Raw genomic sequence first — 14,915 nt, forward strand, 5'->3', positions numbered from 1 at the left:
GTCCAGTGTCCCGTGACGCCTTCCCGGCATAGGCTCTGTGGTTCGTCTTTGTCCGACAATCCACGCAGGTGACTCCATGATCCCCAGAACGTTGTTCAGCCCGGAACACGAACTCTTCCGCCAGAGCGTGCGCACCTTCCTTGAAAAAGACGCCGCGCCGTTCCATGGGCAATGGGAGAAACAGGGTTACATCGACCGCAAGCTGTGGAGCAAGGCGGGGGAGGCGGGGATGCTGTGTTCCCATCTGCCGGAAGCATACGGCGGCCTGGGCGCGGACTTTCTCTACAGCGCGGTGGTGATCGAAGAGATCAGCCGCCTGGGGCTGACCGGTATCGGTTTTTCCCTGCATTCGGACATTGTCGCGCCGTACATCCTGCATTACGGCAGCGAGGCGTTGAAGCACAAATACCTGCCCAAATTGATCTCCGGCGAGATGGTCACGGCCATCGCGATGACCGAGCCGGGCGCCGGATCCGATCTGCAAGGGGTCAAGACCAGCGCCGTTTTGGACGGTGATGAATACGTGATCAACGGCTCCAAGACCTTTATCACCAATGGCTTTCTCGCCGATCTGGTCATTGTGGTCGCCAAGACCGACCCCAAGGCCGGCGCCAAGGGCACCAGCCTGTTTGTGGTCGAGGCTGATACACCGGGCTTCGATAAGGGCAAGCGCCTGGAGAAAGTCGGCATGAAGGCCCAGGACACCTCGGAGTTGTTCTTCCAGGACGTGCGGGTGCCCAAGGAAAACCTGCTGGGGCAGGCGGGCATGGGCTTCGCTTATTTGATGCAGGAGCTGCCCCAGGAACGCTTGACCGTCGCGATTGGAGCGCTGTCGTCAGCCGAAGCGGCATTGCAATGGACGCTTGACTACACCCGAGAGCGCAAAGCCTTCGGCAAGGCGATTGCCGACTTCCAGAACACCCGGTTCAAGCTGGCGGAAATGGCCACCGAGATTCAGATCGGCCGGGTATTCGTAGACAAATGCATGGCGCTGCACCTGGAGGGCAAGCTCGATGTGCCGACGGCGGCGATGGCCAAGTACTGGGCCACGGACCTGCAATGCAAGGTGCTCGACGAGTGCGTGCAACTGCACGGTGGCTATGGGTTCATGTGGGAATACCCGATTGCCCGGGCCTGGGCGGATGCGCGGGTGCAGCGGATTTATGCCGGGACCAATGAAATCATGAAAGAGATCATTGCGCGGGCGCTTTGATTTTTTGCGGGTCTTGAATGCGTCATCGGGGGCAAGTCGAATCGTCGCACCGCCCCTCCCACACTTGGAATGCATTCCAATGTGGGAGGGGCGGTGCGACGATTCGACTTGCCCCCGATAGCGCTCTACAGATCAATCAAGGCGCCGGATTCGGATGATCCTTCTGAATCGCCTCAATCCCTTCCAGTACGTCCTTCGACAGCTTCAGATCGGCACTGGCGATGTTGCTGTCCAGTTGCTCCAGCGACGTTGCGCCAATAATGTTGCTGGTCACGAACGGCTGTTGCGTCACAAAGGCCAGGGCCATTTGCGCCGGGTCCAGGCCGTGTTCGCGGGCCAGTGCCACATAACGGCTGCACGCCGCTTCCGACTGTGGATTGAAGTAGCGGCTGAAGCGGCTGTATTCCGTCAGGCGCGCTTTTGCCGGGCGCGCGCCACCTTCGTACTTGCCACTGAGCATGCCGAACGCCAGGGGTGAATAGGCCAGCAGACCGCATTGTTCACGAATGGCGATTTCCGCCAGGCCCACTTCAAAGCTGCGGTTAAGCAGGTTGTAGGGGTTCTGGATCGACACCGCGCGGGTCCAGCCGCGCGCTTCGGCCAGGGCCAGGAACTTCATGGTGCCCCACGGGGTTTCGTTGGACAGGCCGATGTGACGGATTTTGCCGGCCTTCACTTGTTCGTCCAGTGCTTCGAGGGTCTCTTCCAGCGGCGTCAGGTTGTCTTCGTCCTTGTGCTTGTAGCTCAGTTGGCCGAAGAAGTTGGTGCTGCGCTCTGGCCAGTGCAATTGGTAGAGGTCGATCCAGTCGGTCTGCAGGCGCTTGAGGCTGGCATCCAGGGCTTCGACGATGTGCCTGCGGTTATGGCGCAGGTGGCCACCGCGGATGTAGTCGATGGTGTTGCCGGGGCCGGCGACCTTGCTGGCGAGGATCCAGTCGGCACGGTCGCCGCGGCTCTTGAAGTAATTACCGATGTACCGCTCGGTGGTGGCGTAGGTATCGGCCTTGGGCGGCACCGGGTACATTTCGGCGGTGTCGAGGAAGTTGATCCCTGCGGCCTTGGCCCGTTCGATCTGTGCAAAGGCCTCTGCCTCGCTGTTCTGCTCACCCCAGGTCATGGTGCCCAAGGCTATCGCGCTTACGTTCAGATCGGTCCGGCCCAGCTGTCGATAATCCATCGGGTACTCCTTCAGGGAAAACAATCATAAAAGCAGGTTGAATTTTTTTTCGCAATCTGCATAATTGCCCACCTCTTTCTGCAGTGGAAGTGATGCGCCGCCTGCCGAAGAATCTTGCCGTTGAACGGACGCGCCGACCCGAGCCCCCGATAGCGTCTGTATCCGGCTGCCTTTGACTTGTCAAAGTACGCACTATTCAGTAAGATCCGCCGTCTAATTTACAGGGCGGCCCCTGAGGCTATTAAAGAATGACAACTTTTACTGCAAAACCGGAAACAGTTCAGCGCGACTGGTTTGTCGTCGACGCCGCTGGTCAGACTCTGGGTCGTCTGGCCACTGAAGTCGCCAGCCGTCTGCGTGGCAAGCACAAGCCTGAGTACACTCCTCACGTTGATACCGGTGACTACATCGTGATCATCAACGCTGAGCAGGTACGTGTTACCGGCAACAAAGCGCAAGACAAAATGTACTACCGTCACTCCGGTTTCCCAGGCGGCATCAAGTCTTCCAATTTCGAAGGCCTGATCGCTAAGAAGCCTGAGGCCCCGATTGAAATCGCGGTTAAAGGCATGCTGCCGAAGGGCCCACTGGGTCGCGATATGTTTCGCAAGCTGAAAGTCTATGCGGGCGCTGCTCACCCTCATGCTGCTCAGCAGCCCCAAGAACTGAAGTTTTAACGGAATAGTTCATTATGTCGGCGACTCAAAATTACGGCACTGGCCGTCGCAAAACCGCAACCGCACGCGTTTTCCTGCGTCCGGGCACTGGTAACATCTCGATCAACAACCGCACCCTGGACAACTTCTTCGGCCGCGAAACTGCCCGCATGGTAGTTCGTCAGCCGCTGGAATTGACCGAGACTGTTGAAAAGTTCGACATCTACGTCACTGTTATCGGTGGCGGTGTAAGTGGTCAAGCTGGCGCAATCCGCCACGGTATCACTCGCGCTCTGATGCAGTACGACGAAACCCTGCGTGGCGCTCTGCGCAAAGCTGGCTTCGTGACTCGTGATGCCCGTGAAGTTGAACGTAAGAAAGTCGGTCTGCGTAAAGCGCGTAAGCGTCCGCAGTACTCGAAGCGTTAATTCGCTTTACGTTCCACAAAAACGCCCAGCCTCCTCACGGAGCTGGGCGTTTTTTATTACCTGCGATTTATGCACAAATTTCAGCGTGACAACTTGCCACATCCGTAGACCCCCTATACTACAAGGCCTGGAGCTGGAGCTCCGGGTAATTCCCTTGTCAGAGGTGGGGCTTTTCATTACCATTCGGCAAAATTTTTATAAGTTCAGATTTAATACTTAGTAGACGCCTGATTTAACAGGCCAAAAAGCTGATGGGAGAGGACTGAATGAGCAATGACGGCGTGAATGCAGGCCGGCGTCGCTTCTTGGTAGCAGCCACATCCGTGGTGGGTGCTGCAGGAGCGGTGGGGGCTGCGGTCCCGTTCGTGGGGTCATGGTTTCCCAGTGCCAAGGCGAAAGCCGCAGGTGCACCGGTGAAGGTGAATATCAGCAAGATCGAACCAGGTCAGCAGATGATTGCTGAATGGCGCGGCCAGCCGGTGTTCATTGTTCGTCGTACAGAGGAAATCCTGGGAAATCTGAAAAAGATCGAAGGCCAGTTGTCTGACCCCAAATCTGAGAAATCCGACCAACCCGCCTACGCCAAAAACGAAGTACGTTCGATCAAGCCAGAGATTCTGTTGCTGGTCGGTCTGTGTACCCACCTGGGTTGCTCACCAACCTTCCGCCCGGAAGTCGCCCCTGTCGATCTGGGCAAGGACTGGGTTGGCGGTTATTTCTGTCCGTGCCACGGTTCTCACTACGACTTGGCCGGTCGTGTCTACAAGTCTCAGCCTGCTCCCTTGAACCTGCCCGTGCCTCCGCATAACTACGAATCTAACGACATCATTGTCATTGGTCTCGATAAGGAGAACGCGTGATGAGCAAGTTCATGGATTGGGTGGATGCACGCTTCCCCGCCACTAAAATGTGGGAAGACCATCTCAGCAAGTACTACGCCCCGAAGAACTTCAACTTCTTCTACTTCTTTGGTTCCCTGGCACTGCTGGTGCTGGTCAACCAGATCGTCACCGGTGTCTGGTTGACGATGAGCTATACCCCCTCGGCGGAAGAGGCGTTTGCTTCCGTCGAATACATCATGCGTGACGTCGAGTACGGCTCGATCCTGCGCCTGCTGCACTCCACGGGCGCCTCGGCGTTCTTCATCGTGGTCTACCTGCATATGTTCCGTGGCTTGCTCTACGGTTCGTACCAGAAGCCTCGTGAGCTGGTGTGGGTGTTCGGCATGCTGATCTACCTGGCGCTGATGGCTGAAGCCTTCATGGGCTACCTGCTGCCGTGGGGCCAGATGTCGTACTGGGGCGCGCAGGTGATCATCTCGCTGTTCGGTGCTATCCCGGTGATCGGCAACGACCTGACCCAGTGGATCCGGGGTGACTACCTGATCTCCGGCATCACCCTGAACCGCTTCTTCGCCTTGCACGTAGTGGCCTTGCCGATCGTGATTCTCGGCCTGGTGGTGCTGCATATCCTGGCGCTGCACGAAGTGGGTTCGAACAACCCGGATGGTGTGGACATCAAGAAGCACAAGGACGAGAACGGCATCCCGCTGGACGGCATCCCGTTCCACCCGTACTACACTGTGAAAGATATCGTCGGCGTGGTCGTGTTCCTGTTCGTGTTCTGCTCGATCGTGTTCTTTTTCCCGGAGATGGGTGGTTATTTCCTCGAGAAACCTAACTTCGAACAGGCCAACGCCTTCAAGACACCTGAGCACATTGCCCCCGTCTGGTACTTCACCCCGTTCTACGCGATCTTGCGGGCGATTCCCGACAAGCTCATGGGCGTGATCGCCATGGGCGCGGCCATTGCGGTGCTGTTCGTGCTGCCGTGGCTCGACCGAAGCCCGGTCAAGTCCATGCGCTACAAGGGCTGGCTGAGCAAGATCTGGCTGTGGGTGTTCTGCATCGCGTTCGTGATCCTGGGTGTACTGGGCGTGTTGGCGCCGACTCCTGAGCGTACGCTGCTGTCGCAGGTCTGCACCTTCCTGTATTTCGCCTACTTCATTCTGATGCCGTTCTATACCCGGCTCGAGAAGACCAAACCGGTTCCGGAAAGGGTGACTGGCTGATGAAAAAGTTATTCGTTGCATTGATGCTTGCGGCGCTGCCGCTACTGTCCTTCGCTGCCGAGCATGGCCCGGAGCTGGAAAAAGTCGCTATCGACGTGTCTGACAAGGCTGCCCTGCAGGACGGCGCGCGTACGTTCGCCAACTACTGCATGGGCTGCCACAGCGCCAAGTTCCAGCGCTATGAGCGCGTGGCCGATGACCTGGGCATTCCCCATGAGGTAATGCTCGACAAGCTGGTGTTCACCGGCGCCAAGATCGGCGACCACATGAACATCGGCATGCAGCCGGCTGACGCCAAGACCTGGTTCGGTGCTGCACCGCCTGACCTGACCCTGGTTGCGCGCGTTCGCGGCACCGACTGGCTCTATGGCTACCTGAAGTCCTTCTACGAAGACCCGGCACGTCCTTGGGGTGTGAACAACCGAGTGTTCCCGAACGTCGGCATGCCTAACGTTCTGGTCGGCCTGCAAGGCAAGCAAGTGGTAGGATGCAAGCAGGTTCAGGTCGTTGAAGACGGCAAGAAGCAATACGATCCGTTGACCGGCACGCCTTTGACCCATGAAGCGTGCGATCAGCTGAAGATAGATACCCCCGGTGCACTGACTGACGAGCAGTTCGACGAGAAGGTCAAGAACCTGGTGACCTTCCTGGCCTACTCGGCCAACCCGGTCAAACTGCAGCACCAGCGCATTGGTACTTACGTCTTGCTCTACCTGGCCTTCTTCTTCGTATTCGCCTATCTGCTCAAACGCGAATACTGGAAGGATGTGCATTGATCCAACCGTAAGCAATTGCTGTTAATCTTGCGCGCCCAGCGGCATCTCTGAACCGTAGCGACCTGGACTCCAGGTACTACAGAGACGCTCTCTGGGCGCGCTCGTTTTTGAGCTTTCGATAATTTCAACAAGCGAGGAGGACCGCCATGGGCGTGACCAACCGGTTGGCCTGTTACTCCGACCCCGCCGACCACTATTCCCACCGAGTACGCATCGTGCTCGCAGAGAAGGGTGTCAGCGCCGAGATCATCAGTGTGGAAGCGGGACGTCATCCGCCGAAACTGATCGAAGTGAACCCTTACGGCAGCTTGCCCACCCTGGTCGATCGCGACCTGGCGTTGTGGGAGTCGACCGTGGTGATGGAATACTTGGATGAGCGTTACCCGCATCCCCCTTTGCTGCCGGTGTACCCGGTGGCGCGTGCCAACAGCCGCCTGCTGATCCATCGGATCCAGCGTGACTGGTGCGGGCTGGTGGATGTGATTCTGGATACCCGCAGCAAAGAAGCGGCACGTGTGCAGGCGCGTAAGGAATTGCGCGAGAGCCTGACCGGTGTTTCGCCGTTGTTCGCCGACAAACCTTTTTTCCTCAGCGAGGAACAAAGCTTGGTGGATTGCTGCCTATTACCGATACTCTGGCGTTTGCCGATTCTCGGTATTGAACTGCCGCGGCCGGCCAAGCCGTTGCTTGATTACATGGAGCGCCAGTTTGCGCGTGAGGCTTTCCAGGCAAGTCTGTCTGGTGTCGAACGCGATATGCGCTAAGGCTTAAGGAGCCGCTGATGAACTCCAGTCGACCCTACCTGGTCCGCGCGCTCTACGAGTGGATTGTGGACAACGATTGCACCCCGCACATGCTGGTCAATTCCGAATTTCCTGCGGTGCAGGTACCGCAGGGGTTTGCCAGTGATGGGCAGATTGTGTTGAACGTATCGCCCAGTGCAGTGCGCCACCTGCACATGGACAACGAAGCGGTGAGCTTCGAAGGGCGTTTCGGCGGCGTGCCGCATACGCTGTTCGTGCCGATCGGCGCCATCCTCGGGATTTACGCCCGGGAAAATGGCCAAGGCATGGTCTTTGATCTGGAATCCCCTTTCGAGGACGATGAAACGATCGAAAGCGAAGACTGCGATGATGTGCCACCACCGGATTCAGAGCCGCCGCGTCCAAGCGGTCGGCCGAGTCTGAAAGTGGTGAAGTAAGCCCCTGTAGCCAGCAGGCGAATAGGGGAATGCCTCGGCTTTGGCCGAGGCATTTTTTTGGACGATCAAAAGTGCCCCACGCTTTCGGTTTGAGTGCCTGGCGAGGCACGGTTATTGGGGTCGGCTTGCCAGTCAACCTGATTGATGTTGTCGAGGCTGCGGATCACACATTTCCACTCGATGGCCTGCTGCGCCGGTAGCGTTACGATGCCGCTCCATCGATTAGGGGTGCTGGGTTGCAGGGGGATCGCATGAGCAGGGTCCCATGCGCTCAGTTCCAGCGGTGAACCGACGGCGTAGACCGCTTGCCTGTTCCCTGGCTGAGCGTTGTCGCAATGCAGCGTGAGGGGGACATCCTGTGCCGTCGTGGCGGTTTTCCAAATGCGGATGCGTTGCCCGTCGGCATTCATAACGGGGGTGAAGTCGTCGGGGACTTTGTTCAAGTCGGAGTCCAAGGCCATCAGTATCCGCTGTTGAGTGCCATTGGTGGCGGCCACCAGGCCGGAATATTGGGTCTGGAAACTGATCGGTGAGTCGGCCCTGATGCCGGCACTCTTGCGCAGGGCTATGAGCGTGCGGATCAGGTTGCCACGCCCCCAGTCATACATGGCGGGCCAGTACACGACGGGTATTCCGGGGGCTAGGAGGATGTAGGCGTACGCGAGGTTAATCATCGGATCGGGCAAAGGCCAATGATGTTGACCACCATATTGCCCCGGCGAATAACCGGTATCGTGATTGTCTACGAATGTAACGGCGATTTCGCGCCAAGACTTGACGGGGTTGCCGTTGAGGCCGTGGCGCCATTCGGCGATGCTGCCGTTTTGCATGCGCTCCTTGAGGGCGAAATCGAACACGGCGCAGTGCGAGCGATCCGACCAATCCTTGAGTGCGTCCTGCCAACTGGCCTTGCTGCGCCAGTCGCTGGCGGGGAATTCGCCGGGGCTCTTCCAGAACTCGCCGACACAGAACGCCTGGTCGTTGAAGTTTTTCATCCACAGGTCGACCCGCTCAGGTGAGTAACCGCGTACATAGTCGAAGCGCAAGTCGTGGGCGCTGTAATTGTCCCGCAGGTTGCGAAACTCCTGCATGAAGCGTGGTGAAACCTCTGGGCTGGCGGTATTGAGGTCCGCCGCACCGTCCTCGAATGGATCGCCTTCATCGCAATCGCTGGGGGGCGTGCAGTCATTGCGCCACAGTTTGTAGCCCCGGGGGAAGCGCACCATCACGCCGGGAATCTTGTCGTTCATGTGATTCGGCACCACGTCATACATAACCTGCACGCCGGCTCTCGTCAGGGCCGTGGCAGCTTGCTTGAGTTCAGCGTCGGTGCCGTACGCGCTGTTTTTATCGAAATCGTTCCAGTAGTAGCCTTCACCTCCGCCCGAAGTACCTTTGGCCGGATCGCTCCAGCTGGACTTATCCACCCACACGGGCGGTAACCAGATCTTGGTGAAACCGTCCTGGCCGATAACGGGGGCCATTCGGGCAAGCACTTGGTACCACTTTTCAGGTGTGTTGCGACTGGAGTTCCAGTGAAAGCCTTGCAGGATGATGTCTTCGCCGCCGCCATTACGCAGGGGCGACGGGGCCCCGGTAGCGAAGTTCGTCAGCAGGCTCAGGAGAACGGTGCAGTAGAGAAGTTTGCATTTCATGACGGGTCTCCTGTTGATCAAAACAGGTTTAACTCTGCGCGGTATCGGAGGCGGCGTCTGCTGTGAGAAATGACAGCTCGTCGAGACGTTTTTGCACTAATCCCCAGGACACAAATAGCTAAATCTATTATCGAGCGCGCAGGGTTTGATGAAAGTCATGCCAGGAACGGTGATCGTACAACCGCCATGGGCTATGATGCTTTCTCAGTTCACCCACAAAGATGACCCGATATGCAAAATGCCAACACCGCCCCTCGTCTTCCCCGCAAGCGCCGCAGCCTTGCCCAGGAATTGGTCACGGTGTTGTCCGAGCAAATCCGCGACGGCCAGCTCAAGCGTGGTGACAAATTGCCCACCGAGTCGGCGATCATGGAGGCCCATGGCGTCAGCCGCACCGTGGTGCGCGAAGCCATCTCGCGCCTGCAGGCGGCGGGGCAGGTCGAAACCCGCCACGGTATCGGCACCTTTGTGCTGGACACCCCAAGCCCGAGCGGTTTTCGCATTGATCCGGCCACGGTCGTGACCCTGCGTGATGTGCTGGCGATCCTGGAGTTGCGGATCAGCCTGGAAGTGGAGTCGGCAGGCCTGGCTGCGTTACGCCGCAGTGATGAACAGCTGGCGGCCATGCGTGCAGCCCTCGACGCGCTGAATGAGAGTGCGGCCCACGCCGGCGATGCGGTGGCCTCCGACTTCGCATTCCACCTGGAAATTGCCCTGTCCACCGGCAACCGCTACTTCACCGATATCATGACTCACCTGGGCACCAGCATCATTCCGCGTACCCGCCTGAATTCGGCGCGCCTGGCCCATGATGACCAGCAGCACTACATGAGCCGCCTGAGCCGCGAGCACGAAGAGATCTATGAAGCGATTGCCCGCCAGGATTCGGATGCGGCGCGGGCGGCCATGCGCTTGCATTTGACCAACAGCCGGGAGCGGCTGCGCCATGCCCATGAAGAAGCGGAGGCGCAGCGGGGATAAATCAAGGCTGAATGACGTCTACGTGTAATTCGATATCATTGATTTTGTCTTCTTCGGTGATGATGTATTTCTTGTGTACGACTATGAACACAACGTTGGGTAGAAGCGCGAATTCAAGCCAATCACCTATATTGATGAAGCGATCAAACGAGACCTCTCTCCTTGGAATTTTCAGGTTTGCGGGGAAGATGACCTGGTATTTGCTGTCCATGGATACCTCTGCGTATTGATGGGTTTCCACGTATTGGGGGCTCAATCCGAGCGCAGAGATACTGTGAGAAATCACAGTTCTGACAAACGGCAGGCTCCGTGTGCCGATTTATCTGCTGCTGTGCGCCGAGGGGTATCCGCGTCGATGGCGTCGAAATTTGACCAACACCGGGAGCGGCCGCGCCATGCCCATGAAGCGGCGGAGGCGCAGCGGGGTTGAGCTATGTGGTGATGGTCAGCGAAATCGGCTCAGAGATGATCTGCATGTTGGACTCACTCTGGGCTATATAGCGTAGCAGCGTGGTTTGGTTCTTGAAGCGCAATAAATCCTGTTTTGGCACCTCGAGTTTCAGGTTCGAACGCCGTTGATATTGTTCCGTGTCCTTTTGCCATTCACCTGCGTCGATTTGGGCTCCCTCCCAAGCTGGCGCGTCCGAATTCGGGCCCAGGATCACGTACACCTTGCCCTTCGGAAAGAGCTCGGCATCGTTTGGAATGCTGACCACGAGCGGCCCTGTGAATGTGGAAAGGTTAACCTCTGCTTGGTCAAAGGGCCCTGTGATACGAATGTTCAGGCCGGGGACTGGATTCGTCATGATGAAATCTCCGTGGTTGTCACAGCGGTGGCCGGGTCAATTCAGGGGCCGGGTTTCTGGCCCCTGAGCAAACTTATCCACTGCAACGACATTGTCCGGAACTGTTAGAAATCCCAGTGTCGACAAACGGTATTCTTCAAGCTGGCGTATTCGGCTTGTAGTCCTTAAGCAACAAATACGTACTCCACCCCCACCAATCATTGGTCCAGTGCTTGTCGTTCAGGTCATTCACGTCCTTGCGCCGCAGTACCTTGTCCCCCTCCATCTTGAACAGTGGCGAGAAGTTGTTCGCCGGATTTTGCGCCGCGTTCAAATCTGGCACATGCAGCGGAGCCTTGAAGTTGGCCGGGGAGGGCGCTACGCCGCTGATAAAGGTCTCGAAGATTTCATCGGCTGAAGCCTGCACCGCACGTTTGACTTGCGTCCGGTTATCCGCGTCGATGGCGTCGAAGTAGCGTTTGTCGCCATACGCGTGCCACTGATCACCCAGGGCGTTGCGCACGTTGAGCCCGAACTTGCTGTCTTCGTCATGCATGAAACGGCTGATCAGCGAGCCCAGTTCGCCAGGTGTCACCACCGCTGCCAATTGTTTACGCGGGACCCGCAAGTGGCCTGCGGAGAACAGGTCGGTCAAGAAGTGATCAGCAAAACTGTTCATGGCATAGGCCAGTTCCAGTGCCTGGTCGGTGCCGGTTTGATGGGCGACAACGGCCTGTTGCAGGGCTGCCGTATGCCCGGCCAGGTACGCTGACAGCGCCCATTCGCCAAAGTGGTCGGCATTGTCCGCCGCCAACTTCAGGTAGCGGCCCAATGGGATCAATGCCGACACTGCGCTGCCGCCACCGGTGATGCGGTTCCACTCTTCCGACAACGTATCACCCAGGGCGTCGTAGGCTTCATGGGCTTGCTTGCCATCCTTGATTGCCTGGTTGACCGCGTTTATCTCCTTTTGCATCACCGCGAGGATCTTGTGAGCTTCTTCCCGTGAGGCGGGCAAAACCGCCAGGGAGTTGAAGGCGGCGATGAAGCGTTGCACGCGTTCGGCTGCCGAGGCGCCATCGCTGATGGGCTGGCCGGGAATCCCATAAAAGTCACCGCCCAGCGCGATCACTTGGCCGTAGGTCAGCGCCAGGCCGTTGGGCAGGTGCAGCTCGACTTGTCGCGCGGGAATCGCCGGGGCGTCCTTGACGAAGCGCAACAGGGTGTCATCGCCGATGGCGGTGTGTTCGCCACCTTCGAAGCGCAGGGTAGGCGGGTTTTTGGTGGGTGCTGCGAGTTCAAGACCTGACATGTTAGCTCCTTGCTATGCCGTAGGAATCTTCCTTGATAACTGTATGTATATACAGCAATCCGGAGAATAGAGGAAAAAATTCCTACGTCAAGAAGGTGAGCCTCAGCACCCTGTGCAAGCACGATCGATGAATTACAGTTGACGAATTATTTTATAGTTGTACGATGACGTACGACATCAACAGAACCAACAACAACCTTTCGCCAGAAAATCTTTGCCCAGGGTGTTCGAATAATGAATCCACAAGAACTGAAGTCCATCCTCTCCCACGGTCTGCTGTCTTTCCCCGTGACCGATTTCAACGCCCAGGGTGACTTCCACCAGGCGGGCTATATCAAGCGCCTGGAATGGCTGGCGCCCTACGGCGCCACTGCGTTGTTCGCGGCCGGCGGCACCGGCGAGTTTTTCTCCCTCGCTGCCAGCGAATACTCCCAGGTGATCAAGACCGCCGTTGATACCTGCGCCACCAGCGTGCCGATCCTTGCCGGTGTCGGCGGTGCCACCCGCCAGGCCATTGAATACGCTCAGGAAGCTGAACGCCTGGGTGCCAAAGGCCTGCTGCTGCTGCCGCACTACCTCACCGAAGCCAGCCAGGACGGGGTTGCCGCCCACGTTGAAGCCGTGTGCAAATCGGTGAAAATCGGCGTGGTGGTCTACAACCGCAACGTCTGCCGCCTGACCGCGCCCTTGCTGGAACGTCTGGCCGAGCGCTGCCCGAACCTGATCGGCTACAAGGATGGCTTGGGTGACATCGAGTTGATGGTGTCGATCCGCCGTCGTCTCGGTGATCGTTTCAGCTACCTCGGCGGCCTGCCGACCGCAGAGGTTTACGCCGCTGCCTACAAGGCCCTGGGGGTGCCGGTGTACTCCTCGGCGGTGTTCAACTTCATCCCGAAAACCGCGATGGATTTCTACCACGCCATCGCCCGTGACGATCACGCCACTGTCGGCAAGATCATCGACGACTTCTTCCTGCCGTACCTGGACATCCGTAACCGCAAGGCCGGCTACGCCGTGAGCATCGTCAAGGCGGGTGCCAGGATCGTCGGCTACGACGCCGGCCCGGTGCGCACCCCGCTGACCGACCTGCTGCCGGAAGAATACGAAGCCCTGGCCGCGCTGATCGACAAGCAAGGTCCGCAATAACTTATCTATAAGGCCGCTGAGCAATCAGCGGCCTTTTGCGTCAGGAGAAGATTCGTGTCCCAAGCCAAACGTTTTGAAAACTACATCAACGGTGAATGGGTAGCCGGTGCTGACTATTGCACCAATATCAACCCGTCGGAGTTGTCCGATGTGATTGGCGAATACGCCAAGGCTGATGTTGCCCAGGTCAACGCCGCCATTGATGCGGCCCGCGCTGCATTCCCTGCGTGGTCCACTTCCGGTATCCAGGCGCGCCACGACGCCCTGGATAAAGTCGGTAGCGAAATCCTTGCCCGCCGCGAAGAACTTGGCACCCTGCTGGCCCGGGAAGAGGGCAAGACCCTGCCTGAAGCCATCGGCGAAGTGACCCGCGCCGGTAACATCTTCAAGTTCTTTGCTGGCGAATGCCTGCGTTTGTCCGGTGACTACGTGCCGTCGGTGCGCCCGGGCGTCAACGTGGAAGTGACGCGCGAAGCCCTTGGTGTGGTCGGCCTGATCACCCCGTGGAACTTCCCGATTGCCATCCCCGCGTGGAAAATCGCCCCGGCCCTGGCCTACGGTAACTGCGTGGTGATCAAGCCGGCCGAACTGGTACCGGGCTGCGCCTGGGCCCTGGCGGAAATCATCTCCCGCGCCGGCTTCCCCGCCGGTGTGTTCAACCTGGTGATGGGCAGTGGTCGTGTGGTCGGCGATGTGTTGGTCAACAGCCCGAAAGTCGATGGCATCAGCTTCACCGGTTCCGTCGGTGTGGGCCGTCAGATCGCGGTCAGCTGTGTATCGCGCCAGGCCAAGGTGCAGTTGGAAATGGGCGGCAAGAACCCGCAGATCATCCTTGATGACGCCGACCTCAAGCAGGCCGTCGAGCTGTCGGTACAGAGCGCGTTCTACTCCACTGGCCAGCGTTGCACCGCCTCCAGCCGCTTGATTGTCACGGCCGGCATCCACGACCAGTTCGTTGCAGCCATGGCCGAGCGCATGAAGTCGATCCGGGTGGGGCACGCCCTGAAAAGCACTACCGACATCGGCCCGGTGGTTTCCCAGGCCCAGTTGGACCAGGACATGAAGTACATCGATATCGGCCAAAGCGAAGGCGCGCGGCTGGTGAGCGGTGGCGGCCTGGTGACCTGCGACACCGAAGGCTACTACCTGGCGCCGACCCTGTTTGCCGACAGCGAAGCCGCCATGCGTATCAGCCGTGAAGAGATCTTCGGCCCGGTGGCCAACGTGGTGCGCGTAGCGGACTACGAGGCGGCGCTGGCCATGGCCAACGACACCGAGTTCGGTCTGTCGGCGGGTATTGCCACCACGTCGTTGAAATACGCCAACCACTTCAAACGTCATTCCCAGGCCGGGATGGTGATGGTCAACCTGCCGACCGCCGGTGTGGACTATCACGTTCCATTTGGTGGCCGTAAGGGCTCATCCTACGGTTCGCGTGAGCAAGGTCGCTATGCGCAAGAGTTCTACACCGTGGTGAAAACCAGCTACATCGGTTCGTAATACGCAACATCCCC

At 58.4% G+C, this 14,915-nt stretch carries 16 protein-coding genes; 11 read left to right on the forward strand and 5 right to left on the reverse strand.

Annotated elements, in window-relative coordinates:
* Window positions 1-76: 76 nt before the first annotated feature.
* Window positions 77-1,213, forward strand: a complete 1,137-nt coding sequence (locus tag P2T68_RS05785; protein WP_024073427.1) for an acyl-CoA dehydrogenase family protein — start codon at window positions 77-79, stop codon at window positions 1,211-1,213.
* A 136-nt stretch (window positions 1,214-1,349) separates the two neighbouring features.
* Here P2T68_RS05785 and P2T68_RS05790 read toward each other — a convergent pair whose 3' ends face one another.
* Window positions 1,350-2,390: an NADP(H)-dependent aldo-keto reductase gene (locus tag P2T68_RS05790; RefSeq protein WP_277379147.1), complete on the reverse strand. Its 1,041-nt coding sequence runs from the start codon at window positions 2,388-2,390 to the stop codon at window positions 1,350-1,352.
* A 248-nt stretch (window positions 2,391-2,638) separates the two neighbouring features.
* Here P2T68_RS05790 and rplM point away from each other — a divergent pair, with 248 nt between their 5' ends.
* The 7 genes from rplM (at window position 2,639) to P2T68_RS05825 (ending at window position 7,522) form a co-directional block, all read left to right on the forward strand.
* Window positions 2,639-3,067 carry a 50S ribosomal protein L13 gene (gene rplM, locus P2T68_RS05795; RefSeq protein WP_010568039.1) on the forward strand — a complete coding sequence of 143 codons (429 nt, stop codon included), beginning with the start codon at window positions 2,639-2,641 and terminating at the stop codon, window positions 3,065-3,067.
* 14 nt (window positions 3,068-3,081) lie between these two features.
* Complete coding sequence (gene rpsI, locus P2T68_RS05800) at window positions 3,082-3,474, forward strand: 30S ribosomal protein S9 (RefSeq protein WP_003171743.1); 393 nt, start codon at window positions 3,082-3,084, stop codon at window positions 3,472-3,474.
* A 266-nt stretch (window positions 3,475-3,740) separates the two neighbouring features.
* A complete protein-coding gene (gene petA / locus P2T68_RS05805) occupies window positions 3,741-4,334 on the forward strand; it encodes a ubiquinol-cytochrome c reductase iron-sulfur subunit (RefSeq protein WP_024073429.1) in 594 nt (197 codons plus the stop codon).
* Window positions 4,334-5,545 (forward strand): cytochrome bc complex cytochrome b subunit, encoded by a 1,212-nt coding sequence (locus tag P2T68_RS05810; protein WP_003171746.1) that lies wholly within the window; start codon window positions 4,334-4,336, stop codon window positions 5,543-5,545. The genes petA and P2T68_RS05810 overlap by 1 nt, the downstream gene beginning before the upstream one ends.
* Complete coding sequence (locus tag P2T68_RS05815; RefSeq protein ID WP_024073430.1) at window positions 5,545-6,321, forward strand: cytochrome c1; 777 nt, start codon at window positions 5,545-5,547, stop codon at window positions 6,319-6,321. The genes P2T68_RS05810 and P2T68_RS05815 overlap by 1 nt, the downstream gene beginning before the upstream one ends.
* Before the next feature lie 146 nt (window positions 6,322-6,467).
* A complete protein-coding gene (locus P2T68_RS05820) occupies window positions 6,468-7,085 on the forward strand; it encodes a glutathione S-transferase N-terminal domain-containing protein (RefSeq protein WP_024073431.1) in 618 nt (205 codons plus the stop codon).
* Window positions 7,086-7,102: 17 nt separating this feature from the next.
* Window positions 7,103-7,522: a ClpXP protease specificity-enhancing factor gene (locus P2T68_RS05825; RefSeq protein WP_277379148.1), complete on the forward strand. Its 420-nt coding sequence runs from the start codon at window positions 7,103-7,105 to the stop codon at window positions 7,520-7,522.
* Between the two features lie 65 nt (window positions 7,523-7,587).
* Here the strand turns inward: P2T68_RS05825 and P2T68_RS05830 are convergent, their stop codons facing one another.
* A complete protein-coding gene (locus P2T68_RS05830) occupies window positions 7,588-9,177 on the reverse strand; it encodes a glucan 1,4-alpha-maltotetraohydrolase domain-containing protein (protein ID WP_024073433.1) in 1,590 nt (529 codons plus the stop codon).
* Window positions 9,178-9,408: 231 nt separating this feature from the next.
* Here P2T68_RS05830 and P2T68_RS05835 point away from each other — a divergent pair, with 231 nt between their 5' ends.
* Window positions 9,409-10,158 carry a FadR/GntR family transcriptional regulator gene (locus P2T68_RS05835; protein WP_024073434.1) on the forward strand — a complete coding sequence of 250 codons (750 nt, stop codon included), beginning with the start codon at window positions 9,409-9,411 and terminating at the stop codon, window positions 10,156-10,158.
* Window position 10,159: 1 nt separating this feature from the next.
* Here the strand turns inward: P2T68_RS05835 and P2T68_RS05840 are convergent, their stop codons facing one another.
* The 3 genes from P2T68_RS05840 to P2T68_RS05850 form a co-directional block, all read right to left on the reverse strand.
* Window positions 10,160-10,369, reverse strand: a complete 210-nt coding sequence (locus tag P2T68_RS05840) for a hypothetical protein (protein WP_024073435.1) — start codon at window positions 10,367-10,369, stop codon at window positions 10,160-10,162.
* A gap of 220 nt (window positions 10,370-10,589) precedes the next feature.
* On the reverse strand, window positions 10,590-10,964 hold the full coding sequence (locus P2T68_RS05845) for a hypothetical protein (RefSeq protein ID WP_277379149.1): 375 nt from the start codon (window positions 10,962-10,964) through the stop codon (window positions 10,590-10,592).
* 136 nt (window positions 10,965-11,100) lie between these two features.
* Window positions 11,101-12,255, reverse strand: coding sequence for a phospholipase (locus P2T68_RS05850; protein WP_150054730.1), 1,155 nt, complete (start codon window positions 12,253-12,255; stop codon window positions 11,101-11,103).
* Between the two features lie 234 nt (window positions 12,256-12,489).
* On the opposite strand from P2T68_RS05850, the gene kdgD reads away from it, so the two are divergent.
* Together kdgD and P2T68_RS05860 are read left to right on the forward strand one after the other, a co-directional pair.
* Window positions 12,490-13,401 carry a 5-dehydro-4-deoxyglucarate dehydratase gene (gene kdgD / locus P2T68_RS05855; protein WP_024073438.1) on the forward strand — a complete coding sequence of 304 codons (912 nt, stop codon included), beginning with the start codon at window positions 12,490-12,492 and terminating at the stop codon, window positions 13,399-13,401.
* A 54-nt stretch (window positions 13,402-13,455) separates the two neighbouring features.
* Window positions 13,456-14,901, forward strand: a complete 1,446-nt coding sequence (locus P2T68_RS05860; RefSeq protein WP_102624979.1) for an aldehyde dehydrogenase family protein — start codon at window positions 13,456-13,458, stop codon at window positions 14,899-14,901.
* Window positions 14,902-14,915: the final 14 nt, after the last annotated feature.

It is taken from the genome of Pseudomonas sp. G11 (genome assembly GCF_029457515.1).
GTDB classification, from domain to species: domain Bacteria; phylum Pseudomonadota; class Gammaproteobacteria; order Pseudomonadales; family Pseudomonadaceae; genus Aquipseudomonas; species Aquipseudomonas gorinensis.